Annotated in this window: 25 protein-coding genes; 17 read left to right on the forward strand and 8 right to left on the reverse strand. The window is 34.1% G+C overall.

The genetic code is table 11. From position 1 onward, the window contains the following. Positions 1-35: 35 nt before the first annotated feature. The gene (locus tag J2Z35_RS04830) at positions 36-1538 is read left to right on the forward strand and encodes a CotH kinase family protein (RefSeq protein WP_209659999.1); all 1503 of its coding nucleotides are present in this window, start codon (positions 36-38) and stop codon (positions 1536-1538) included. Here the strand turns inward: J2Z35_RS04830 and J2Z35_RS04835 are convergent. The 7 genes from J2Z35_RS04835 to J2Z35_RS04865 form a co-directional block, all read right to left on the reverse strand. Further along, positions 1519-2313, reverse strand: coding sequence for an ABC transporter permease (locus J2Z35_RS04835; RefSeq protein ID WP_209660001.1), 795 nt, complete (start codon positions 2311-2313; stop codon positions 1519-1521). The genes J2Z35_RS04830 and J2Z35_RS04835 overlap by 20 nt on opposite strands. Positions 2314-2339: 26 nt before the next feature. Beyond that, positions 2340-3128 carry an ABC transporter permease gene (locus tag J2Z35_RS04840; RefSeq protein ID WP_209660003.1) on the reverse strand — a complete coding sequence of 263 codons (789 nt, stop codon included), beginning with the start codon at positions 3126-3128 and terminating at the stop codon, positions 2340-2342. A 2-nt stretch (positions 3129-3130) separates the two neighbouring features. After that, the gene (locus tag J2Z35_RS04845; protein WP_209660005.1) at positions 3131-4123 is read right to left on the reverse strand and encodes an ABC transporter ATP-binding protein; all 993 of its coding nucleotides are present in this window, start codon (positions 4121-4123) and stop codon (positions 3131-3133) included. Positions 4124-4227: 104 nt separating this feature from the next. Then, positions 4228-5550: an MATE family efflux transporter gene (locus J2Z35_RS04850; protein ID WP_209660007.1), complete on the reverse strand. Its 1323-nt coding sequence runs from the start codon at positions 5548-5550 to the stop codon at positions 4228-4230. Positions 5551-5758: 208 nt separating this feature from the next. Further along, complete coding sequence (locus J2Z35_RS04855; protein ID WP_330623388.1) at positions 5759-7711, reverse strand: TRAP transporter permease; 1953 nt, start codon at positions 7709-7711, stop codon at positions 5759-5761. A gap of 99 nt (positions 7712-7810) precedes the next feature. Then, positions 7811-8230: a DUF1850 domain-containing protein gene (locus J2Z35_RS04860; RefSeq protein ID WP_209660009.1), complete on the reverse strand. Its 420-nt coding sequence runs from the start codon at positions 8228-8230 to the stop codon at positions 7811-7813. Between the two features lie 94 nt (positions 8231-8324). Further along, a complete protein-coding gene (locus tag J2Z35_RS04865; protein WP_209660011.1) occupies positions 8325-9329 on the reverse strand; it encodes a TAXI family TRAP transporter solute-binding subunit in 1005 nt (334 codons plus the stop codon). A gap of 273 nt (positions 9330-9602) precedes the next feature. Here J2Z35_RS04865 and J2Z35_RS04870 point away from each other — a divergent pair, with 273 nt between their 5' ends. Beyond that, positions 9603-10379: a putative hydro-lyase gene (locus J2Z35_RS04870; RefSeq protein WP_209660013.1), complete on the forward strand. Its 777-nt coding sequence runs from the start codon at positions 9603-9605 to the stop codon at positions 10377-10379. Continuing rightward, on the forward strand, positions 10376-11248 hold the full coding sequence (locus tag J2Z35_RS04875) for a DUF4392 domain-containing protein (RefSeq protein ID WP_209660015.1): 873 nt from the start codon (positions 10376-10378) through the stop codon (positions 11246-11248). The genes J2Z35_RS04870 and J2Z35_RS04875 overlap by 4 nt, the downstream gene beginning before the upstream one ends. Positions 11249-11358: 110 nt before the next feature. On the opposite strand, the gene J2Z35_RS04880 is transcribed toward J2Z35_RS04875, so the two are convergent. Further along, positions 11359-12237, reverse strand: coding sequence for a LysR family transcriptional regulator (locus tag J2Z35_RS04880; RefSeq protein WP_209660018.1), 879 nt, complete (start codon positions 12235-12237; stop codon positions 11359-11361). 266 nt (positions 12238-12503) lie between these two features. Between J2Z35_RS04880 and J2Z35_RS04885 the strand changes: the two genes are divergently transcribed. From J2Z35_RS04885 to J2Z35_RS04950, 14 genes are all read left to right on the forward strand, one after another. Further along, positions 12504-12707, forward strand: coding sequence for an indolepyruvate ferredoxin oxidoreductase subunit alpha (locus J2Z35_RS04885; protein ID WP_209660019.1), 204 nt, complete (start codon positions 12504-12506; stop codon positions 12705-12707). Between the two features lie 21 nt (positions 12708-12728). Beyond that, positions 12729-13799, forward strand: a complete 1071-nt coding sequence (gene vorB, locus J2Z35_RS04890) for a 3-methyl-2-oxobutanoate dehydrogenase subunit VorB (protein ID WP_209660021.1) — start codon at positions 12729-12731, stop codon at positions 13797-13799. A gap of 3 nt (positions 13800-13802) precedes the next feature. After that, on the forward strand, positions 13803-14558 hold the full coding sequence (locus J2Z35_RS04895; RefSeq protein WP_209660023.1) for a thiamine pyrophosphate-dependent enzyme: 756 nt from the start codon (positions 13803-13805) through the stop codon (positions 14556-14558). Beyond that, entirely contained in the window at positions 14555-15088 is a 534-nt protein-coding gene (locus tag J2Z35_RS04900; RefSeq protein WP_209660025.1) for a 2-oxoacid:acceptor oxidoreductase family protein, read from the forward strand. The genes J2Z35_RS04895 and J2Z35_RS04900 overlap by 4 nt, the downstream gene beginning before the upstream one ends. A 169-nt stretch (positions 15089-15257) precedes the next feature. Then, the gene (locus J2Z35_RS04905) at positions 15258-15941 is read left to right on the forward strand and encodes a GNAT family N-acetyltransferase (protein ID WP_209660027.1); all 684 of its coding nucleotides are present in this window, start codon (positions 15258-15260) and stop codon (positions 15939-15941) included. A gap of 48 nt (positions 15942-15989) precedes the next feature. Continuing rightward, positions 15990-17555 carry a sugar transferase gene (locus J2Z35_RS14655; protein ID WP_245330768.1) on the forward strand — a complete coding sequence of 522 codons (1566 nt, stop codon included), beginning with the start codon at positions 15990-15992 and terminating at the stop codon, positions 17553-17555. Between the two features lie 35 nt (positions 17556-17590). Next, complete coding sequence (locus J2Z35_RS04915; RefSeq protein ID WP_209660029.1) at positions 17591-18796, forward strand: glycosyltransferase family 4 protein; 1206 nt, start codon at positions 17591-17593, stop codon at positions 18794-18796. A gap of 15 nt (positions 18797-18811) precedes the next feature. Then, positions 18812-19924: a glycosyltransferase family 4 protein gene (locus J2Z35_RS04920; protein ID WP_209660030.1), complete on the forward strand. Its 1113-nt coding sequence runs from the start codon at positions 18812-18814 to the stop codon at positions 19922-19924. Between the two features lie 16 nt (positions 19925-19940). After that, the gene (locus J2Z35_RS04925; protein ID WP_209660032.1) at positions 19941-20558 is read left to right on the forward strand and encodes a YveK family protein; all 618 of its coding nucleotides are present in this window, start codon (positions 19941-19943) and stop codon (positions 20556-20558) included. 29 nt (positions 20559-20587) lie between these two features. Beyond that, entirely contained in the window at positions 20588-22036 is a 1449-nt protein-coding gene (locus J2Z35_RS04930) for an O-antigen ligase family protein (RefSeq protein WP_209660034.1), read from the forward strand. Then, positions 22011-23129, forward strand: a complete 1119-nt coding sequence (locus tag J2Z35_RS04935; protein ID WP_209660036.1) for a glycosyltransferase family 4 protein — start codon at positions 22011-22013, stop codon at positions 23127-23129. Before J2Z35_RS04930 ends, J2Z35_RS04935 begins: the two co-directional genes overlap by 26 nt. After that, positions 23113-23943, forward strand: coding sequence for a DUF2334 domain-containing protein (locus J2Z35_RS04940; protein WP_209660037.1), 831 nt, complete (start codon positions 23113-23115; stop codon positions 23941-23943). The genes J2Z35_RS04935 and J2Z35_RS04940 overlap by 17 nt, the downstream gene beginning before the upstream one ends. Positions 23944-23986: 43 nt before the next feature. Then, entirely contained in the window at positions 23987-24766 is a 780-nt protein-coding gene (locus tag J2Z35_RS04945; protein WP_209660039.1) for a hypothetical protein, read from the forward strand. A 13-nt stretch (positions 24767-24779) separates the two neighbouring features. Beyond that, positions 24780-25571, forward strand: coding sequence for a hypothetical protein (locus J2Z35_RS04950; protein ID WP_209660043.1), 792 nt, complete (start codon positions 24780-24782; stop codon positions 25569-25571). Positions 25572-25584 lie beyond the last annotated feature (13 nt).

Consider the following 25584-nt stretch of genomic DNA (forward strand, 5'->3'; position numbering starts at 1 on the left):
ACTTATGGATAATTTAGTATATGAAGGAGGAAAAAATGAAAAAGCAGACTACATTTTTATTAATGATATTAACTATATTAATTTTATCTATAGGGACGTTCAAAATTTATGGAGAGAGTTTCACAGGCACTATCATAGAGATGATAGAAGACCAAGAAGATTATGTAGGATATGAAAGTTTTTTTGAAAAAGGTACGGTGACAGATATTTATATAGAAATAGAGGAAGAAAGCTGGGAGAACATACTAGAGGATCCCCTTGCAGAATCATACGAAAAAGTAATTCTTAAGGTTGCAGATGAGATTTATGAGGATGTGGGATTTAGAACAAAAGGAAATTCCACCCTAAAATCGGTAGCTAGGGATGAAGATTCTGATAGGTATAGCTTTAAGATAAACCTCAACAAATACAATAAAAATCAGCTTATGATGGGACTTGACGAGTTTGTACTTAATAACAATTATTCAGACCCGTCATATATAAGAGAGTATTTGAGCTATGAAATTTTAAGAGACTTAGGAGAAAAAGTTCCTCTTGTAACATTTGCCAACCTATATATCAATGGTGAGCTTTATGGATTATATACTATGGTGGAATCTGTTGAAGACAGTTTTTTGGAAAGAGAATTTCAAAACTCTACAGGAAACTTGTATAAAGCGGATCAAGGAAGTAGCTTGAAATTTGAAGAGTCTAGCACATATGATACTCTTGAGCAAAAATCAGGCAAAGATAAAAGTAAAGATGATCTTACAAGACTTATAAAGGTGTTAAATGATATGCCAGAGGGAGAAAAGGGAGATATCGAAGAAGTGCTTGATGTAAATAGTGCATTGAGGTATTTTGCTGTAAATTATGTTCTTGGAAACTATGATAGCTATCATGGGAACAGGTCTCACAATTATTATCTGTATTCCATAGATGGCAAATTTACTTTAATACCATGGGATTATAATATGTCATTTGGAGGCTTTGGGGGAAATAGAGGAAGTGCTTCCTTATATGAGCCAATAGGCCAAGGTACTTTAGATGAATATCCTCTTATAAAAAACTTACTAGCAGTAGATGAATATAGGGTGATTTATGAAGACTATGTTAAAGAGCTAGTAGATGGTCTTGAAAATTTTGAAGAAGAGTTCAATCTGATTGCAGATATGATAAGAACATTTGTAGAAAATGACCCAACGAAATTTTATACACTTGAACAATTTGAATCAAGCTATATATATCAAGAAAATGAAAAATCTTCATTGGACCAAATGGCAAATGCTCCTGATTTTTCACAAAGGCCTCAAATGAACAAAATGCCTGAAAATATGAATGCTCTGGAGCCACCAGCTATAGGTGAATTTCCAAAAGATGAATTGAGAAGACCAGATACTGAAAACAGAGAAATTGAAAGACCAAATACTCAAAATAGAGAGATTGAAAGACCAAATAATATGGAGAATATGATGCAGGGAGGCTCCCTAATTAATTTTATGAGAGATAATTTAAGCAAAATAAAAGAGGAGCTAAGTATTAGCTCCCAGTACTTGTAAAGGCTTTTACTCCCAGAGTCCAGAATTTGTATGATATCATGCAGCTTACAATTGCGACAACTGGAGTCCATAGGGCAAATACTCTATATCCTGAGTGTTCAATAAAATAAGAAGCGGGATAAAAGGCTGTGAAGCCATATGGAATCAGCCAAGTAAGAATAAATGCGATACCTTTATTGTAAATGGTCAGTGGGTATCTGGTGAATTCGCTTAGGTTGAATATAGCCCAAACTATGGGAAGACTGTCAACCATCCAAAAGGAAAGAGTTATAAAAAATAGATTTACAGATACGAATATAAATCCGCTTGAAATAATTAAAACTAAAAGCATGACAATATTTGAAAGGCTCCAGATTATATCGAGATTTGAGGTAGCGGTAAAGAGGACTATTAGTCCGATTAGAAGCTGACCTATTCCATCTTGCTGGAGTCTTTCTGCACATACCTGAAAAAGAGGGTTTAGTGGTCTGATTAGTATCCTATCGAAATTTCCATTTTTTACATACTGCCATCCAAGAGTCCAAAGGTTGTCGAAAAAGATATGATGGATAGAGCGACCAAGCATTGCAATTGCATATATAAAGAGAATTTCATAAAAACTCCAACCATTAATCTCTTCAATATGCTGAAAAACAACTCCCACAAAAAATACAGAAGTAAATTGCTGAATCAGAACTGAGCTCATTCCAATTAAAAAATCTCCCCGATACTCCATCATGACTTTAAGATGATTTTTAAAATAAACTAAATATAGACGAATATACCTTTTTAGCAAGAGGACTCCTCCTTTTCAAATAAGTGCTAGCCTCCAAATATAGTTACCTTTTTTACGGCATAATGCCAGCTAAGTTTGATAGCAAAAAAAGTAATTAATAGCCATAGAAATTGAACTGCTATAGCTGTATATGCTGCTATACCAGAGATTGAACCAGTATAGATTGACACAGGAACGTAAATCATGGACTGAAATGGCATATACTGACTAAAAGTCCTAAACCATAGTGGAAATAGTGAGATAGGAATCAGCGCTCCTGAAAAAAATCTTATTACCGATTCTTTAAATACGCTTAGCCCCCAGATATTTACTGTCCAAAAAGCTAATACTCCAACCATTAGGTCTATTTGAGTCCCTAGGAGTATTCCTAGGACTGCACTTACTAAAAAGAGAAAGAGGCTCTCAGCTGAGGCAGGAAACTGGACTCCTACAAAAATAACAGCTACTAAAAACATGGGAATTGTGCTTCTTAGGGCAGAGGTTGCTTTTACACCCAAATCTATAGCTACTAGCTTATATAGTATGGTATAAGGCCTTAAAAGCTCTATTGCTATATTGCCTTCTCTTATCTGCTCAGCGAGTTCATTTCCTGCTCCCGATACATACTCTGCCATAAGCATTGCAATGACCATATAGGTAAGCATCATTTCAAGGGGCATATCTGCTATTGAGGCTCTATTTGCATATACTGCATGCCAAAAATAATAAAGAACAAGGAGCTGTACTACTGAAGCAAAGGTTCCCGCCCAATACCATGCGGCATATGCTGTATGAATTTTCATGGCAGATTTAGCTATCTCTATATATTTTCTCATAACTACAGCCCCCTATTAAAAATTTCCTCAACAATTGTTTCTATTTTAGGATCAGATATTGTAAGGTCACTCACTTTATAGTTATTCATCATTATAGATATTATGGAAGCCACTGGAGTATCCTTACTCTCAACAGAAAGGGTGAGCTTTCTTGTCTCATTATCATAGCTTGTAATTTGAGCTATGCCATCTAGCTCTTTTGGAAGTGAAGGCTCTATATCATACTCAAGATCAAAGTGAATCATTCTTTTATGGCCAAATTTTGATTTTATGGATTGAAGGTCTCCATCATAAAGTATGACCCCTTCATTTATTATGATTACTCTACTGCATATCTCTTCTATGTCCTGCATATCGTGGGTAGTCAAGATTACTGTAGTTCCCCATTTTCTGTTCATTTCCTTTATAAATTCTCGAATCCTTACCTTTACAGCGATATCAAGTCCAATTGTAGGCTCATCTAGATAAACTACATCTGGGCGATGAAGAAAAGCAGCAGCGAGTTCGCACCTCATCTTTTGTCCAAGGGATAGCTGTCTTACTGGAATGCTAAGAAGGGGACTGAGATTGAGGACTTCAGTAAACATTTCCAGAGTTTCTTCATACTGTTCCTTTGGAATGTTGTAGATATGCCTAAGAAGGTCGTATGACTCTCTAACTGGAATATCCCAAAAGAGCTGAGTTCTTTGGCCAAATACAGCACCTATTTGAAGGGCATTATTCATGCGGTCTTCATAAGGGACGATGTCGTTTACAAGTACAGTTCCATTTGTTGGAGTGAGGATTCCGCAGAGCATTTTTATAGTTGTAGATTTTCCAGCACCGTTTGCTCCTATATATCCTACCATTTCACCCTTTGAGATATCAAAGGATATTCCTTTTACAGCTTCTTTTGTTATATATTTTCTTTTAAATAGGGATTTTAATGCCCCTTTTAGCCCAGGATCTCTTTGGACAATTTTATATTCCTTTGACAGTTCTCTTACCTTTATCATAGCTACCGCCTTTCTCAAAGACAATAAGGATTTGTATTAATCATATGGATTTTAATTCAGTTAAATGCTAAACTACAAGCCGAAGCTGATAGGATTTGTATTAATCATATGGATTTTAATTCTTTAGCCACTAAAAACCATGCAACTAAAAAGGATATAGAGTCAGATACCACATTACTGAAAAAAACTCCATCTATGCCCCAAAATAGTGGAACAACCATAAGACTTGGAATTAATATTCCACCGTATCTTAAAATAAGAAGGACTGTAGAGAGATTAGGTTTACTTACAGCTTGGAAGTATTGAGCTATAACAGTGTGAAGGCCAGCTGCAGGAAGGGCTAAAAGATAAATTCTCATAGACCTTGAGGTTATATTTATTAAAGCCATATCATCTGTAAACATTCTGACTAGGCTATAAGGAAGTAGCATTATCCATAATATCATGATTACTGAAAGTAAAAGGGTGACCTTTAAGGTAAGGTAAAGGGATTCCTTCACTCTGTGGAATTTTTTTGCACCGAAATTATATCCGCAGATTGGCTGATTTCCCTGGACTAGTCCTATAATTACCATATGATAAAAACTGTAGATAGAGCCTATTATTGTAAAGCCAGCAAGGTGCATATCACTTCCGTGTCTGAGGATTGATGTATTAATCATTACAGATACTGCTGTACCTAGTATTTGCATATAAAATGTTGGTGAGCCATTTGATATGATTTCTTTAAGATGTCCTATACTAGGCTTTGTTTTTGTAAGCCTTAGTCTAATAGGGGAATCCTCCCTTTTTATAAAAAAGTAAAGGACAGCAATTGTTACATAAATTTGAGAAATGGCTGTAGCAATAGCAGCTCCTTTGATTCCAAGACCTAGTGTGAATATAAAAATTGGGTCAAGGACTATATTTAAAATAGAGCTAAAAACTATTATTTTCATGGAGGTCTTTGCAAATCCTATGGATCTTAGTGAGTTGTTTAGGCAAAAACCTGGAAGACCTAAGATTCCTCCAAGCATCAAAATCACTATATAATCCTTTGCAAAATCCATTACATCAGGGGATACAGATAGTAGTATCAAAATCTCCTCTATAAATATGACTACGGGTATTGTAAATAGGGTTAGAGATATAAATATATATTTAAGGGCGGCAAGGAGTATTCCTTCGGCATCATCGAGCTTTCCTTCGCCGAGTTTTATGGATATAAGGGTAGATGAGCCTATACCGATTAGAAGTACAAAAGCCATCTGAAGTATTTGAAGAGGCATAGTAATTCCTACTCCTGTGAGGGCTAGAGGGTCTATCCTTCCAACAAAAATCCTATCCACTATGTTGTATATTGCGGAGCTTAGCATTCCAAGTATCGCAGGTATGCTGAGTCTTAATAAAAGTCCTGAAATTTTATCTTCACCAAGATTTGTAGACATTTTTTTCCTCCTGCTACTGGAAATATTTCGTTTATCCTAGGGCAAATTATAAATTATCTTCTAATATACTTAGCAATGTATTGCATAGAAATTATATCACAAAAAAGAGACAAAAATATAAGCTCAAGCCCTTTTTTATGAGGGCTTGAGCTTAACAAATTTTGTTGGTAGTTATACAAATTTAGAAGACTTTTATAAGAAATTCACACTAGCCAAGTGGAGCTGCTTTAAGTTTTTTGTTTCTTGAAATTTGAGAAAATACAGCAAGTGCAAGAAGAACAAATCCTATAATATCAATCAGTATATTTGGATTGATAAGAGACAAAGCTGCTGCAAGGAAGAAAATCCTTTCGTATATCTTAGTGTGGGTAATAAAATATCCTTGTACTGCACTTGCAAAGGCTAATACTCCTACGCAAGCTGTAAGGATTGAGATTACTGCTTTAAATACTGTAACATCAATCAGTAAAAGACCTGGGCTTGTAGCAAATATAAAAGGTATTATAAAACCAGCAGAGCCAAGCTTAAGAGCCTGAATACCAGTCTTAAATGAGTCCCCACCAGCTATTCCTGCTCCTGCATAAGCGGCTAGAGCAACAGGTGGAGTAACGTCAGCTATTACACCAAAATAAAGGATAAATAGATGGGCTGCAATTAGAGGTACTCCAAGTTCTACAAGTGCTGGAGCAGCCATAGTTGCAAGTACTATATATTTTGCTGTTGTAGGAAGTCCCATACCTAGAATTATTGATGCAATCATAGTAAGGAATAAGGTAGGAAGAAGCATTCCTCCAGCAAGACTGATTATAAGGTTAGCAAAAGTAAGTCCTAGTCCAGTTAGAGTTACAATACCAACTATGATACCTGCACAGGCACAGGCAGCGGCAACCCCAACTGCTTTTTTGGCTCCGTCTTCCATGGCGTTAAGTATAGCCATAGGTTTGATTCTTGTATGCTTTCTTACAAGACTTACCCCTATTGCAAGCAGTATACTAAGAAGCGCTGCTCTAAGTGGAGAGAATCTTATTAGAAAAACCACAACCCCTATTAGAGGAAGAAGGAGATGAAAGCCCATTTTAAATGTTCCTTTAAATTCAGGAAGCTCTTCCTTTGGGATACCTTCAAGGTTTTGTTTTGAGGCTTCAAGGTGAACCATTATTATAACTCCAAGATAATAAAGAAGTGCAGGTACAAAAGCACTTGCAACTATTCTTATATATGGAATGCTTGTAAACTCTGACATTATAAATGCAGCGGCTCCCATTATTGGAGGAAGGATTTGCCCTCCAGTTGAAGCAGCGGCCTCAACTGCACCTGCAAAGTTTTTGTTGTAACCAACCTTTTTCATAAGAGGAATCGTAAATGCACCAGTTGTAACTGTATTTGCTATAGAGCTACCAGAAATCGAGCCCATAAATCCGCTGGCAAGTACAGCGGCCTTTGCAGGACCACCTTTTCTATGTCCAGCAGCGGCAAATGCCACGTCTATAAAAAACTGTCCAACTCCTGTGACTTCAAGGAAGGAGCCAAAGAGTATAAACATAAATACAAAGGTGGCCGAAACCCCAAGAGGAGTTCCAAATATACCCTCTGTAGTCATATAGAGCTGATTTACTATTCTTGCAAGGCTATATCCTCTATGACCTAAAGCTCCTGGAAGATAAGGACCTGCAAATACATAACCTATAAATACAAGAGCTATGATTGGAAGCTCAGGTCCTATACTTCTTCTTGTGATTTCAAGAACTAGGACTATGGCAAGTATTCCCATAAATATATCAAGACTTGTTGGTCTTCCGCCACGCCTTACTAGCTCTTCATAGAAAAATAAAATGTAACCCGTTACTGCCATTCCAGCACCTGTGAAAATCAAGTCATAAAAAGGTATTTTGGTTCTACTGGACTTTTTAGTTGCTGGATAAAGTAAGAATCCTAATAAAAATACAAAGAATAGGTGGGTTGCTCTTTGCTTCATGGCAAGCAGTATTCCAAATGAAGCAGTCCAAAGGTGAAATCCTGACATTGCAATAGCTACTATAGTTATTATAGTGCCAAATATTCCTGCCATTTTACGTACATTTGATGAGGTATCAAACTCGGCGAGCTTCTCATCAATATCTATTTTTTCTTCAACTGTGTCTTGGATATTTTTCTTTTTCAATGATATCATCCTCCTGATAAAAGGTTTTCCTGACAACTTGGATTACTTTGTTTAGCATATTTAAATAGTACTTAATTTTAGAAAGATTGTTTTATAAAATTAATATATAAGAGCTAAAATTTTAGAAACTTGAACTGGCTTTATTATCACCAAATCGCCACCTTCTAAAAAGTCTCTAAAGATAAAATTTCTCCCATCTTCAAACATAAGGGTATGATCTGCAAATCTTCCAACCCTCAAAGATATTAGCTCAAGCTCTTTATCTAGTCCACTGTTTATATATATTCCATTTTTAAGCTCAAAATTTCCTGCACTCTCTGTTGGCAGTCCAGCTCCAAATGAACTATATTCTGTTCTTGTAAGTAAAAATAAATGATTTTCGTTTATTTCCATAACATCCCGTATAGGAGTTTTTGCTACAGAGTGAACGTAATCTATATAAATTTCTGATTTTTTTTCTACTTCAAATATTTTTATAGTCTTATTTTCTGAGGATATCTCTACAGCCTGAACTGGCATTAAAAAATAGATTATTCCAAAAAAAATCAAAGTCAATAAAATTAAAAAAGGTTTAGGGTATCGATAAAATCGATACCCTTTTTTAAATTTATTATTAGTTAACCTCATCGTAATAACGCTGAGCTCCTGGATGAATTTCAAGAGACATACCTTCAAGAGCACCTTCTAAAGTAACGTCTGCGCCACGTGCATGAGCTGAAGCTAATGAATCAAGGTTTTCAAAAAGTGCTTTTGTAATTTCATATACAAGGTCTTCATCAAGGTCTGCATTTACTGCAAGCATAGCCATAACAGCTACAGATGGGATATCTTCAGCTTGATCCTTATATGTTCCAGCAGGGATTACTACGTTTGCATAGTAAGGATAATCCTCTATTAAAGCAGAAGCCACATCTGGAAGTATAGGAACTATAGTAACACCATGTGTTGTTGCAAGGTCAGTAATTGCAGCTGTAGGAGTACCAGCAGTTACGAATGCTGCCTGTACGTTTCCATCTTTAAGACCGTCTGCTGCCTCTCCAAATGAAAGATAATCTGGTGTGATATCATCATAGGAAATACCATGTGCTTCAAGTATTTGACGAGCGTTTGCTTCAGTACCACTACCAGGAGCACCAACTGCTACACGCTTTCCTACAAGATCTTGAACAGACATTATTCCAGAGTCAGACTTTGCAACTATTTGGATTGTCTCTGGATAAAGACTCGCAAGACCCCTTAAGTTAGTCATTGCCGCCTGATCATCAAACATCTCTACACCATTAAAGCCGTAGTAAGAAATATCATTTTGTACCATTGCAAAATCAACATCTCCGTTATTTAAAAGGTTTACGTTTTCAACAGAGGCTCCAGTAGATTCAGCATTTGCTGAAACTCCCTCTATATTTTCTGATATTATGTTTGCAAATGCTCCACCAAGCGGGAAATAAACCCCAGTGGTTCCTCCGGTTGCAACTGCAAGTCTTGAAGGCCAATCTGCACTTGAGCCTGAGTCATCTCCATTATCTGTTGCCGGAGTATTGCCCCCACATCCAACAACCGCTACCGAAATAAGTAGTGCCGAACAAGCTAAAGCAAAAATTGATTTGAATTTTTTCATTATTATTTCTCCCCCTCATATAATATGAAATTCATACTATTTTATTAAATGTACTAGGAATTTCAGGTATTCCAGGTGACATTTATAAGTATTATACTATAAACATTATTATTTGACTATTCTAAAAAAATAGAAAATTACAAATAATTATCCAGTGACATATAAAATTATTATTATATAAGAAACTTATAATAACGAGAAAATAATGAAGTTCTCTGCTATAATGTGCAGTAATATGGGAAAATTTCTTTAACTATTGAGAGGGGAGATTTGATGAAAACGGGGAAAGAGGCAAGGCTACAAATAAGAAAAGGTAAGTGGAGCTATCCAACCTCAGGAATAGCTCTTGGTTATACTCAGGCAAATATGGTAATACTGCCTCAAAAATATGCTTTTGATTTTTTTCTCTTTTGTCATAGAAATCCTAAGCCTTGTCCGATACTTGATGTATGTGAAGCGGGAGAATACAGCCCTGTTTTAACTACAAAGGATGCTGATATTAGAAAGGATCTCCCAAAATACAGAATATATGAACATGGAATCCTTAAAGAAGAGGTATCAGACATCACAAATATATGGAATGACGATATGGTAACTTTTCTTATTGGCTGTAGCTTTACCTTTGAAAATGCTCTTATAAAAGAAGGAATAGAGATAAGACATATAACTGAAAATAAAAATGTACCTATGTACATCACAAATATAGAGTGTATACCAGCAGGTGTTTTTAATGGGCCTATGGTAGTAAGTATGAGACCAATTAAAAAAGAGCTTGTAGAAAAAGCTGCAGAAATCACAGGAAGATATCCAAAGGTTCATGGCAGACCTGTTCATATAGGAAATCCATCTGAAATAGGTATAAATGATATTGACTGTCCTGATTTTGGAGAGAGGCTTACGATAAATGAAGATGAAGTTCCTGTATTTTGGGCGTGTGGAGTTACTCCTCAGGCGGCTCTTATGAGAGTAAAGCCTGAAATTGCAATTACTCATAGCCCTGGACATATGTTTATTATGGATATAAAGGATGAGGAGTTGATTAATCTATGATCAAGGGGTATGTAGAAAAAATAGATAACATAATATCTAAAGATTCGGGATGTAGAGGTTTGAGTGAGCATATAAAAACAGGGGACATCAATGAAGCTATAAATACACTTTACACATCTGAAAGGGTAATTGTACTTACAGGATTTTGCATCAAAGAAGCGATGATTGGAGAAACTGACGGACCAATTGGAGCTGTGTCATTATGCAGTGGACTGAAAAAGCTAGGTAAAAAAACGTTGATTGCAACAGACATATATTCTAGTAGTTTAGTTGCAAGGGCATGTGCTGTGATGGATATAGATATGGACATACTAATAATTCCACTTGAGGATTCAAAGGAATATATAGAAAGATCCTTTAAGAAATTTAATCCTGATGCAGTTGTAGCTATTGAAAGACCAGGAGTATCGGTAGACGGAAACTTATATTCCATGAGAGAAGAAGATTTAAGTGATGTAATTCCAAAGGCTGAGGATTTTTTTGAAATCGCAAAACAAAATAAAATAAAAACCATAGCAATAGGTGATGGCGGAAATGAAATGGGAATGGGAAATATAAGAGAAGATGTAAAGAGGTATGTAAAGCATGGAGAAAAAATATGCTCAGTATCTACATGTGATTATCTTATTGTAGCTGGGGTTTCCAACTGGGGAGGTCACGGAATTGTGGCAGGATTATCTTTGCTTAAAGGTCAAAATCTACTTCACACAAAAGAAATAGAGCTAGAGATGCTTGAGAGCATAGTCGATGAGGGAGCTGTAGATGGATGCAGCAAAGAGCCTGATTGCACAGTTGATGGAATTAGTTTAGAAATCAACTTAAAGGTCCTTGAGGATTTAAGAGAAGTTGTAGATGGGGCTCTAAAGTAGTCTAAAATTTAAAGCCAAAAATCAGATTATAGAATTTGATTTTTGGCTTTTTTATTGTGGATATAACAAGGATATAAAGAATTTAGCAAATTTTGATTACAGTATTCATATTATTCAAGCTTACCCAGCTTTTCAAGAAATAAAGCTATGGATGGATTTTCGTTGGATTTTTTCCAAGCTGCCACAAGCTTGTTTGTTTCTCCTTTAATTTCCTTGAATCTTAGACTTGAGCTTGATGAGTATTTGAGGCTACTTGGTAGTATTGCTATTCCCATGCCAGAGTCTACAAGTAAAAGGACTGTGCTAATAAGTTTGGGCTGGCTTACAATGTGAGGAGAAAAGCCATTTTTTCCGCATATCATAAGAGTCTGATTAAAACCTTGGGGAGACTCTTCTCTGCTAAGGACAATAAAATCCTCCTGAGAAAGGTCTGAAAGCTCAAAATCATAAGCATTTGCATAAGGATGATCCTGATGCATTACAACAGAAATATTTTCATCTAAAATTCCCATGCTCTCAAAGCCCACAAGATTTTCAAGTCCAAAGGAAAGGGTAAATATGATGTCGAGATCACCTGTGCTTAGCTTGTCTATTAATGCACCGTGATTATATTGATCAAGTCCAAGCTGGACACTTGGATAATCCGCCCTAAACTCCCTAACCATATCTGGAAGAAAGCTTCTTTCAGTATATCCCAAGAATCCAATTTGAAGATTTCCTATGATTCCAAGCTCTGCTTGCCTTACTTTATTTACAGTTTCATCAGATTTTTTTATGAGAAGTATGGCCTCTTCAAGAAGGACACTTCCTGCATTTGTAAGTTTTACGGACCTTTTATTTCTTTCAAAGAGACGGACTCCAATTTTCTTTTCAAGCTCTGCTATTTGCTGACTCACAGCGGACTGAGCCACAAACAGATGCTTTGATGCTTCTGTAAAGCTAAGATGCTCTGCTACAGAAATAAAATATCTAAGCTGTCTCATATCCATACAAAAGCCTCCTTTATTACAAATAGAAAAACATTTTAATAGAAAAAATTTTAATTCTAATATTGAATACAAGAAAATTTGTTTTATCTCATTTATATGAAATAATAACATTTTTAGGACTAATAATCAATATTAATAAGTTTTACTTATTAATGATATATGATTATAATATTTCACAAAAGGTATAATATTCTGTATTCTATAAGGTAAGATATCATTTGAAAACGTTTACTCTGTATTTTAAGTAAAAAGAAGGAGAGATTAACTTGCCAAGAATCAATGTGATTGAAAAATTTTGCAAGAGCTGCGGATTATGTATCGATGTCTGTCCTAAGAAGATAATCGCTATAGGAGATACCGCAAATGAGAAAGGTTATTTTACAGCAGTGTGCATAAATCAGGATGAATGTATAGGATGCAAGCTTTGTGCAACTATTTGCCCTGATGTAGCTATAGAAGTTTACAAATAGAGCTAAAAGGAGAGATTACATATGGAAAGAGTATTGATGAAAGGGAATGAAATCATCGGTGAAGCTGCCATAAGATCGGGATGTAGGCTGTTTTTTGGATACCCAATCACACCATCTACAGAAGTAATAGAATATCTTTCAGCAAAGTTTCCTGAAGTTGGAGGAACTGTAGTTCAGGCAGAGGATGAAATAGGAGCAATAAACATGTGTTACGGAGCTGCCTGTACAGGAAACAGGGTGATGACAGCTTCATCAAGCCCAGGTGTGAGCTTAAAACAAGAAGGTCTTTCTTATAGTGCAGCTGCTGAGCTTCCAATGGTAGTAGTAAATGTAAATAGATGTGGACCAGGACTTGGAGGTCTTGGGCCGGCTCAGTCAGATTATTTCCAATCTACAAAAGGTGGAGGTCACGGAGATTATAGACTTATAGTTCTTGCTCCTTCAAAGGCTCAAGAGCTTTATGACTATACTATGATGGCATTTGACCTTGCTGATAAATACAGAAACCCAGTAATGGTTCTGACAGATGGTTTCCTTGGTCAGACTATGGAGCCAGTGCTACTTAAGGAGAAGCCAGAGTCTGAAGAAGTAGACAAAAGCTGGATTGTAAATGGAGCGAAGGGAAGAGAAAAAAGAATTATAGCTAGCTACTCTCTTACAAATGAAATTGGAGAAGAAAACAACAAGAGATGGGAAGCAAAATATAAGAATATAGAAGAGCAAGAACAAAAATGGGAAGAATTCCAAACAGAAGATGCAGAGTATCTTCTTGTAAGCTATGGAACTACTGGAAGAATATGCAAGAGTACAGTACTTGAAGCTAGAAAAAAAGGAATCAAGCTAGGACTTATAAGACCAATAACTCTATGGCCATTCCCTAAAAAAGCCTTTGTGCCCTATGCCGATAAGGTAAAAGGGATAGTTACAGTAGAGCTTAACACAGGACAGATGATTGAAGACGTAGAGCTTGCAGTTAGATGTAAACCACAGACTCATCTTTACAGAAGACAAGGTGGAATGCTTCCAACTGAGTTTGAAATCCTAGAGTTTGTTGAGACAAAATTCAATCTAAATGAAAATAAGGAGGTATAGTTCATGGAAAAGCAGATATTCAAAAGATCTAAAGGATTGTCAGACGTTCCATTTTCATTTTGTCCTGGCTGTACCCATGGAATAATAATGAGACTTGTGGCAGAGTCTTTAGAAGAACTTGATATTATAGAGGACACTATAGGAGTTTCTCCAGTTGGATGTGCAGGGTTTTGCCAAAACTTCTTTACATGTGATTTTGTAGGAGCTGCTCACGGAAGAGCTCAAGCTGTTGGAACAGGAATCAAAAGATCTCTTCCTGACAAGATGGTCTTTACATATCAGGGTGACGGAGATATAGCATCAATAGGAACTCAGCATGCAATTCATACAGCAGCTAGAGGGGAAAAGATAACGTCTATAATGGTAAATAATGCTATATATGGTATGACCGGTGGACAGATGGCTCCTACCACACTTGAAGGAATGAAGACATCAACTAGTCCATATGGAAGAGACAAGGCTCTTACAGGAGCTCCTGTGGACCTTCCTAAGCTAATTGCGAATCTTGAAGGGGCAGTTTACGTTGCATCTGTTTCCGTTGATTCTCCTAAAAATATAAACGAGGCAAAAAAGGCTATAAAAAAGGCATTTATGGTGCAAAAGGCGGGGCTCGGATTTGCTTTTGTAAGCGTTCTTTCTACCTGTCCTACAAACTGGGGACTATCTCCAGCTGAAAGCATGAAGTGGTTAAGAGACAACATGATGCCTATCTATGAGCTTGGAGAGCTTAAGGTTACAGAGGAGGTAAAAAGCTTATGATGGATAAAGTAATACTTGCTGGATTTGGAGGACAAGGAGTTATGTTTTTAGGGAAGGTCCTTGCTTACGCTGGAATGGGATCTGACCTTGAGCTTTGCTGGATACCTTCATATGGACCTGAGATGAGAGGTGGAACTGCAAACTGCTCGGTAATACTTTCTGATGAGGAAATCCATTCACCGGTTATAGACAAAGCAGATGGAGCAATAGTTCTAAACAAGCCTGCTTACGAAAAATTTGCCCCAAGAATAAAGCCAGGAGGAGTGCTTATAGTAAACTCTTCCCTTGCAAAAATAGAAAACCCTAGAACGGATATTAATATAGTTGAGATTCCAGCAACTGAGATTGCAAATGAACTTGGAAATTCTAGTATAGCAAATATGGTATGTCTTGGAGCACTTCTTCCAAGTCTTAACCTTGTAGATTTTCCAAAGATAGAAAAAGCTATGGAAAAGCTTACAAGTAAAAGACCTCAAACCCTTGCTTCAAATGTGGAAGCAATAAATAAAGGTATTGAGTTTGTAAAATAAACAGTTTAATTTCAAATTTTAAAAAACGACTTTAGAGTAAAATCTATAGTCGTTTTTTTATATATCGCTATTGATTGAATTATTTTGTCTATGGGTAGATATGAAAAAGGAATATTTGAGTATTGAAAATATTCCAAAATTTCAATTTACAGAGAGAAGTGGTTAAAAAATGAATTCTATCCATTCCTTGTCTAAAGAAAAGAAACTGAAAAATGAAAATAACTTTATAAAAAAAGTTTCTTTAAAAATAATAAATATAATTTATAAATCTACATGCTCTACGTGGTATGAGAGAAGTATTGAAGGAGATTTGGAAAACTTTGAACCTACGATAGATATTGATATACAAAGAGAGTTTTTAATGGATGATAAAAGTGAGTTAATAAATTGGCTTGAAATGAATAAAGAAAAATTTCCATGGATATATTTTCCAAAAGAAATAGAGTGTGCAAATAAAAATAGCCATATATTTTATATTTTAAAATATAAAAATCAAATAATTGGGTATAGCAAAGTGGGAGTAAGAAATACGTATGTTCACGATTTTAATAGAAACATTCATCTAAATAAAAACACGGCCATGATTTATGATATATTCATAGATCCAAATCAAAAAGGAAAAGGGCTAGCTAAATATGCCTTAAAAGACATATTTAGATATCTCAAAAGTAAAGGATATAAAAAAGTGATAGCTCATATTGAAAAGTGGAATTATCCATCTATTAATACCTTTACAAAATCAGGATTTAGACCAAAGAAAATCATATGTTTAATAAGAATCTTGGGAATTCCAATATATATAAAAAATGGCTATATTCCCTTTAGAAATATAGAAAAAGTGATTAATAATTAAATAAAATCAAATGAGGATTAGAAAAATACTTCTTTGGAGGTGAATGATATGCTTAGATGGCGCCTTAAATTGTTGATTATAAGCTATGTTGTAGTAGATATAATAGCCATTATTATTAGTTCATATATAGCCAAACTTATAAAATTAAATATAGTAGGAAATGTACTGGAATTTAATTCAACTCTTGAAGTTTATGGTTTTATAACCCTTGTTGCAGGAACATTTATATTGGTGTTTTTAATAACTGAAACATACAAATTTCTGATTATATCAAAAAAACTTTTAAACATGAGAATACTCCTTAGGACTATGATAGCTTTAATGCTAGGATATGGAATAGTCAGGAGTATATTTTTCTTTTCAAATATTGATGTTTCCCAGCTTTTTATGAATGTATTTATTCTAGTTTTCTTTTTAATCTCAACAATATTCAGGACTATATTTAAACTAATGTGGTTTTATAAAGATGAAAACTCTGAAAAAGTTAAAAATATTATAATTTTTGGATTTTCTGAAAGTGGAGCTAAATATATAAAGACAATTAGAAGCCATAGCTATCTAGGACTTAATATAGTTGGCTACCTTCATATAAAAGAAAACATAGAGGAAATTCTTAAAAGTAATTATAAAAAAAGCGGAGATAGAAAAGATATAAAAGGGGATGTTGATTTTAATGAAATGAGTAACAATATAACTGCAGACGAGATGATTCTGGAAAGAGAAGTTTATTTAGAAGATACTACGGAATCCTCAATATACAATACCTTAAAGCATTTGGGAAGTATTGATGATTGGGAAAAAGTAGTTTCAGAAAACATAATAGATGAAATAGTGGTTGCAAAACCTCTTTCTTATGATAAAAGATTAAGGGATATCCTTGATATATGCCAAGAGAGAGGAATTACTATTACTATGCTTCTTGAAAGACAAAATTATGAAAGTGCGAAAGCTCAGGTAAGTATGATAGGTGATATTCCAGCTCTTAAATTTCATACTGTAAGCTTAAATGAAGATCAGCTTTTTGCTAAGAGATTACTAGATATTTTAGGAGCTTCTGTTGGAATGATGATTTTTGGTGTTGCTTATCTTATTTTTGCACCTCTTATTAAATTAGAGAGTAAAGGTCCTGTAATATTTAAACAAGAAAGAGTAGGTAAAAACGGGAGAATATTTAAAATATGGAAATTTAGATCTATGTGTAACGATGCAGAAGAGAAAAAAGAAGAGTTGCAGAGTCAAAATGAAATGAAAGGCAATATGTTCAAGTTGAAAAATGATCCAAGAGTTACAAAAATTGGTAATTTTATGAGAAAGACGAGCATAGACGAACTTCCTCAGTTTTACAATGTTCTTGTAGGAGATATGAGCCTTGTAGGGACACGGCCACCTACTGTTCAAGAAGTCAAAGACTACAACATCTCACATTATAAGAGGATTTCTATAATACCTGGAATAACAGGTATGTGGCAGATTAGCGGCAGATCTCAAATTACAGATTTTGAAGAAGTAACTAGACTAGATAATGAATATATAGAAAACTGGACTATATGGCTAGACGTAGAAATATTGATTAAAACAGTATATGTTGTCTTAAAGAGAAAAGGCTCTAGCTAAAGCATGCATCTTTAAAGGATAGGCGGTAGATAGATATGAAAATCCTAATGGTAAATAAGTTTCTTTATAACCGTGGAGGTGCAGAGACATATGCATTTGAGCTAGCTCAGTACCAACAAAGTTTAGGTTATGAAGTACAGTTTTTCGGAATGGAAGACCCTCAGAATATCCATTTCAATGAGGTTGGATTATATACAAAAAACTTGGAGTTTAAGGGCTTTTCGGTTTCACAAATAACCTATCCTTTTAGGATAATTTATTCAAATGAAGCAAGAAAAAAAATCAGAAAAATATTAAATAATTTCAAGCCAGATTATGTTCATCTAAACAACATTAATTTTCAGCTTACCCCATCTATAATTTATGAAATAAAGTCATTTGGAATTCCTATTATACAGACTTTGCATGATTTTCAGCTAGTATGTCCAAATCACATGATGTATAGAGAGCATGATGATGTAATATGTGAAGATTGTAAGGGTAGAAATTACAAAATGTGTTTTAAAAACAAATGTATACATGGTTCAAGGGTAAAAAGTCTTTTAGGAGCTATAGAAGGTAGGCTTTATTACAACCTTAAGACATATGAAAAAATAGATTCTTTTATATCTCCAAGCAGGTTCCTCAAAAATAAAATGGTGGAATTTGGAGAAGATGAAAAAAATATTCATGTGATTCATAATTTTATAAAAAGGGATTATGAATACGCATATTTTGAAAAAAAGGACTATATACTCTATTTTGGAAGGCTTTCAGTTCAAAAGGGAATTAGGACACTTCTTGAGGTAGCAAAAGAGCTCAAGGATGTACAATTTGTTATAGCTGGAGGCGGAGAGCTTGAAGAAGAAGTGGTTAAAGCAAGTCAGGAAGCTTCAAACATTAAATTTGTAGGATTTCAGACAGGAGAAAATCTAATTAACCTAATAGGAAAAGCAAAACTTTCTGTTCTTCCAACACAATGGTACGAAAACTGTCCAATGTCTATACTTGAATCTTTTATGCTAGGAACACCAGTTATAGGATCTGAGATAGGGGGAGTACCTGAACTCATAAGAAATGAAATAGATGGATTTTTATTTGAGCCAAAAGATAAAAATGGACTTAAAGAAGCTATATTAAAAGCACTAAGGGATGATGATTTATTAAAATCAATGTCTAAATCAGCAAAAGAGAGGCTTGAAGACTTTTCCATTGAATCATACCACGATAAATTAATGGATATTGTAAAGCCTCTACTTTAGAAAGGGTGGAAAAAAATGAGAATAGCTTTCATAGGGCACAAAGCTGTTCCAAGCAGATTAGGAGGAGTTGAAATACATGTAGAAGAGATTTCAACAAGACTTTCACAAAAAGGCCATGAAGTGGATGTTTATAATAGAAAAGTATATGACAAGGGACTGAAAAAATATAAAGGAATAAATCTTTATTCTGTATTTACTGTAAATAAAAATTCACTGGAAGCACTTATATATTCATTTTTGGCAAGTATAAGGGTTATGTTCAAAAACTATGATATAGTTCACTATCATGCCCTTGGACCTAGCGTAATGTCATTTCTTCCAAGGCTTACAGGTAAAAAAGTAATTATTACGGTCCATGGATTAGATTGGCAAAGATCTAAATGGAAGGGACTTGCAACAGCTTATCTAAAGCTTGGAGAATATGCTTCAGCAAGATTTGCAAATCACACAATTAGCGTATCAAAAACACTAGTTCCTTATTATAAAGGAAAATACAAAAAGGAAATTGAGTATATACCTAATGGAATTTCACTTAATGAAAATATTCCTCTTAATGGTTTAGAGAAGCTTTATGGAATAAATAAAGATAAGTATATTCTTTTTGTTGCAAGGCTTGTACCTGAAAAAGGATGCCACTATCTTATAGAAGCTTTTAAAAATATAAATACAGATATGAACTTAGTAATTGCAGGAGACAATCCTTACAATCTTGACTACGTAAATTCTCTAAAAGAAGCGTCTTCTAGTGATGAGAGGATAAAAATGATAGGATTTCAAGATATGGATTCTTTGAGCAGTCTTTATAGCAATACTTATGCATACGTCCTTCCTTCGGATATAGAAGGGCTGCCTATTAGTCTTCTTGAGGCAATGAGCTTTGGATGCCTTTGTATAGTAAGTGATATAGACGAAAACTTGGCAGTGCTTGAAAATGATGGGCTCTGCTTTAAAAAGGGAGACATAAATTCTTTGAGGGAAGTACTTGAAGATGTGATAATAAAAGACTTTAAATATACTGAAAATTTCAATTCATATAAGCTTTCTGAAAAAGTCAGATTCCATTACAATTGGGATGAAGTGACAAACAAAACAGAGCAATCATATAGAAAAGTCTTAGGAAAACATTAAGAAGGGAGAAAAATAAATGGTTAGTTTTTTTAGAAATTGCATCCACTATATATGGCTTATATTTTTAATTATGATTATTATACTCGCAGCAGGATATTTTTTCATAATAAGAGAGTATAGACCATCATATGAATCAAATACAGCCCTTCTTGTTGGTAAAAGTCCTGAAAATAATGAAGAAATAGAAGCATATGAAGTACTACAAACAGTTCAAATAAGTGAAAAACTGGTTTTTGATGTACCTGAAGTCATAGGAGGATCTGTAGTTCTTAGGTCCATAAATGAGAATTTAAGCGCTCTTGAGGGAGTAGGACAAAGATATACAAGAGCAGATTTTGAAAAAAACGTTGAAACGGAAGTATCTAGAAATACAAGGGTAGTAAACGTATCGGTAAAGCATAATGATCCAAGAGCAGCTCAATTAATAGCAGCAACAATTGCGAGCACAACACAGGAAGTAATATCTGATTTAATGAAACAAAACTATATCCATGTAATTAAAGAAGCAGAGCTACCTTTAAGGTCTTCAGGAATTTCCAAGACTCAGCTCTGGGTGATTACTGGAATAGGAGGACTTTTGATAGGACTGCTTGCAGTTTTTTTAATAACAGTAGTTGAAAATAATAGGCAGTAGATGAGAAGGTCTGAAAAGAGGGGACTAATTTGAATAAAGATTATATATGGATAACAGCTTTGGTGATAGGAGTGATTTTAGGAACAATCGTGCTTTCGATGATAGACCCATATATGATAGCTATCTTTCCAGCAGCAACTTTTATAGGGGTTATTTATCTACATCAAAAAGAATTAACTATAGCAACCAGCATAATAGTTCTTCCTCTTCTTACATCAACAATTTTTAGTATGGAAATTCTTCCTGTGCCTGGAGGCAAACTAAACAATATTCTTATGATGCTTCTTTTGATTGGATTTCTCTTAAATAATAAACTTAAATTTTCGGATATCAAATTAGGGACGTTTTTTTATTTTATAAGTATCATTCTTATAACATCAGCTGTTATTAGAACCAATCATGTAGCACCATATTCAGTCGAATTTTGGAAGGAAGGATATAATCCAGTGAAGTTTTTTCTCTCCCATGGTCTTATACCCATCCTAACAACTCTACCATACTTGATTATAATAGGGACTGTAAGGACGAAAAAAGATATAGAAAAAATAGTTTATTACCTTGCCATGTCTATGGGAATATTTGCAATAGTAATACTACTCGTATTTGTTTTTAGAGTGCCATTTGGATCTGATTTTTCAACTGTAAGAGAGATTATTGGAATAGACCACTTAGGTATGCACGGAAATAATATTGCAGACTTTTTTATAGTTGGATTTCCTCTTTTATTATCAATGGCTCTTGCAGGTGATAATCCAAAGAGGAAATGGTTTTTAATGGGGACAGCATTTTCTCTTATGGCAGTTTTAATTATATATTCAAGGACTGCTTATGCCATGATAGGTTTCTCCGTAGTAGCAATAGCATTCCTTACGAAAAAATACAAGATTCTTTTACCGGCAGTAGCGAGTGTTTTAATAATTGTAATGCTTATGCCTAGCGTAGTAAATAGGGCATTGTCAGACCTAGACACAGGAGAAGCAAATGCTATTACTGCAGGAAGAACAGAGCTCATTTGGGGAGAAATACTTTCAGAACTTTATGCAAAAAAAAGTTATGATCCATGGAGAATTGCAGTGGGACACGGAAGGTATGGAGTACTTTCCCTTGCCACATTCAGAAATCAGAAAATGCTTAGAGTAACTCATGCTCACAATATGTATATTGATACCCTTGTAGATACTGGCGTCTTAGGTCTTGGATTTTATATTCTTATATATCTATATTTATTAAGCGGACTGATAAGAAAGTTTATAAAATTTAAAAAAGCAAATGATGTCTGGGGTAGCCATCTCATAGTGGGACTGTTTGTGGGGATACTATCATTTTTATTTAGAGGACTTACGGATAGTTTTCTACTTCCTCAGCTTACAAACTCATATGCGTATATTTTTGTAGCAATTTCTTTTGTGGTACTAAGAAAAGATTATACTCACGAAAGGAGCATCGAACGTCTTGAAGAGACTTATTATAATAATTAGCAGTATGTCTTTCGGAGGAGCTGAAATACAGACACTTGAAGTTGCTAACGGACTAGTGGATAGAGGTTTTGATATAGATATTATAGTACTTGATAGTATGAACTATTCTGTAAGCCGTGCTGACAAAAGAATAAATTTTCATTTTATGAACAAGCAAAGTTTTATTGACTTTAAAGCAATTAAAAAAATAAGAACACTTTTATATGACATAAACCCTAATTCTATATTTTTAGTGGATCTTTATCCAACAATGTATTTTAATCTAGCAATTTTTCCTAAAAAGCCTAAGAAAAATACAGTTACCGTAATTCATTCCACTCTTCCTAGGGATAATAAAGAAAAACTTCAAAGAAAAATACAACTACCGTTTTTAAAGAGAATAGGAAATATTGTATTTGTAAGTTCTAATCAGATGGATTACTGGATTAAAAACTACAAACTTGATGAAAAAAAATCTCTTTTTATTCATAATGGCGTAGATATAGAAAAATTTTCTATTTATTTATCAGATGAAGAAAAGATTTTAATAACAAAGGAAGAACTAGGTATTGAAAACAGCCATATAATAATAGGCAACTGCTCGAGGTTTAGGGTTGAAAAAAGACAGAAGGATATTATTGAAGCTGTTAAAATTCTAAAAGAAAAAGGATATAAAATAAAACTTCTTATGGTTGGAGATGGAGAAATGAGAGAATCATTAGAAGAACAGATAAAAAAATACGAATTAGAAAAGGATGTAATCATTACTGGATATATTGAAGATGTAAGACCCTATGTGGCTCTTATGGATATCTTCGTACTGTCATCGGATTCAGTAGAAACTCTTTCTATAGCTGCAATAGAAAGCCTGGCAATGAAAAAGGCGACTGTACTTTCTGATATAGGAGGAGCATCAGAGATTGTAGTAGATGGGATGAATGGTTATAGATATCAGCCTAAAGATTACTATGAACTAGCAACTAAACTGGAGACTATGATTAAAGAGGGGAAATACAAAGAAATGGGAGAGAAAGGATATCTCCATGCTCTAAAGTATTTTCAAAGAGGAAAGATGGTGTCAGACTATGAAAAAATATTTGAAAAACCACATTAATAAAAGAGGACGGACATATCTCTATAGAGTGGATGATATACATCCATGTATTCTATGGGAGAGATTAGAGAATCTAATTGAGCTTTTCAAAGAATATAACGTAGTCCCACTTTTGGGAATTATACCAGATAATAAAGATTCTTCTCTTAAATATGAAACAGAAAAACCACTATACTGGGATATAATAAAAGATATGATTGAAAAAGGGGAAATAGAAATATGTCAGCATGGATACCAGCATATATACTCAACTGTTCAAAGATCGATTAATCAAAACTTATATGGAAGAGTTTCACCATCTGAATTTGCAAATCTACCATATGAAGTCCAAAGAGATAAGATAAAAAGAGGTATGGAAATACTTAATTCTCATGGGTTATATACGGATATTTGGATGGCGCCATCCCATACTAATGATAAAAATACATTTAAGGCTTTAAAAAGCCTTGGATTTAAATATATTACAGATGGAGTTGCAGCTTACCCTTTTAAAAAACATGGCTTAACCTTTATTCCTCAACAGATATGGGAACCAAAAAAAGAATTTGTATCAGGAGTCTTTACTATATGTCTACACCTAGATGACCTTACTGAAGAGCTGATTGAAGATATAAGAGAGCATCTTCAATCAGAAGACCAAATTATTTCTTTTTCTCAAGCTACGAAGATTAAAAAAAGACTTCATCATAAATTGTTCAATATAATTTATAGATTAAAGCGCATTTTATATTATCATGTGATTAGGCGTTACAGGAATATAAAGAAGTATAGGAAAAAGAAATATAATAACAATAAAACAGATAAGGCTAAATAGATAGATTTTAAGAATTAATTTTTAAAAACTCAGGAGGAAACCTATGATAGAGCTAAATCATAGAAAGAAATTAATGGCAATAAATTTAAAAGATATTTATTTTGCTCACTCTATAATAAAAGAGGACCCTGGGTATGATGTTGTGTATTATTTTCATTGTAACGAACAAGGACCTGACTCTACGATATTTAATACAATTTTTATAGATTTAAAACAATCTGAAGAAGAAATTTTAAATCAATTTAATAAAACAAATAGAAGCTTAATAAAAAAACTTTTTAAAAACAACGATTTTAATATAGCCATAACTGATTGTCCTACAGAAACTGAAATTGAAGAATTTGTAGAATTTTATGATATGTTTGCAAAAAAGAAGGGGATTAATAGGGCTGATAAAAAACTTCTCTATAGACTAAACGATATATCAAGTCTATCTATTGGAAAAGCCTATCATGAAGGAGATCTTCTTTCATCTATGGTATTTATTAAAAACAAAGAAAGAGTTACCGGTCAATACGAAGGCAGTGGAAGATTTTTTTTCCCGGAAAATCCTCACAAAGTGAAAATGGCTAGCAAAGCAAATCGAATTCTCGAATACATGTGTATGCTGCACTTTAAAAAAGAAGGCTTAAAAATATATGATTTAGGTGGAGTTACTTTAGATCCAAATGATATAGAAAAAGCTAATATAGATATGAGGAAGAAAGGGTTTGGAGGAGAGCTAGTAAAAGAATATCACTTTATGTATCCTCTAACATTAAAAGGAAAAATTTTTATATATCTAAAGAAGTTTTCAGAGAAATTAAGGAGGAACTCAAAATAAGGGAGATGTTCGAATGATGGAGATAAATCAGAGAAAACGATTGTTTTTTATAAGGCTTAAAGATAATTATTTTGCTCCGTCTATAAAAAAAGAAGATCCTGGTTATGACGTTGTATACTATTTTCATTGCAAGGAATATAGGGAAAAATCTCAGATTTTCAATACTCTGTTCATTGATCTTACAAGGGAAAAAGAAGATATTCTATCCTCGTTTGATCGAACTACAAAACAGGTAGTTAGAAAGATGATTAGAGAGAATTTCCTTGTCCTTGAAATGATAGAAAATCCAAACAAATCAGAGTTAGAGGAGTTTAGAACTTTTTTTAATGATTTTGCATATAGGAAAAAAATTCGACCTTGCGATGACACACTAATAGAAAATCTAATTAAAATATCTAGTTTTAAAATTTCAAAAGTTTCATTTAATGGGCAAGTTCTTTGTATGTTTGGATTTATAACGGATAAAGAGAGAGTTTGCGTACAGTATGAATCAAGCATTAGGTTTTCATGTAATGACTGCCCAGAAACAATAAAACTATCTGGAAAAGCAAGTAAGATGCTTGAGTATTTTTCAATGATATATTTTAAAGATAAAGGGTTTAAGACATATGACCTTTGCGGGCTCACTCTGAATCCTGATAATAAAGAAATGGAGAATATAGATAGAAGGAAAAAAGGTTTTGGTGGGACGATAGTAAAAGAATATAACTTTATGTACCCCCTTACACTTAAAGGGAAAATATTTGTTTGGATGAAACACTTTCATTGCAGTATATACAAGAGTTTTTTCCTGAAACGCTCATAAGAGGAGCTGGTAA

The organism is Acetoanaerobium pronyense (assembly GCF_017874355.1).
Taxonomy (GTDB): Bacteria; Bacillota; Clostridia; order Peptostreptococcales; family Filifactoraceae; genus Acetoanaerobium; species Acetoanaerobium pronyense.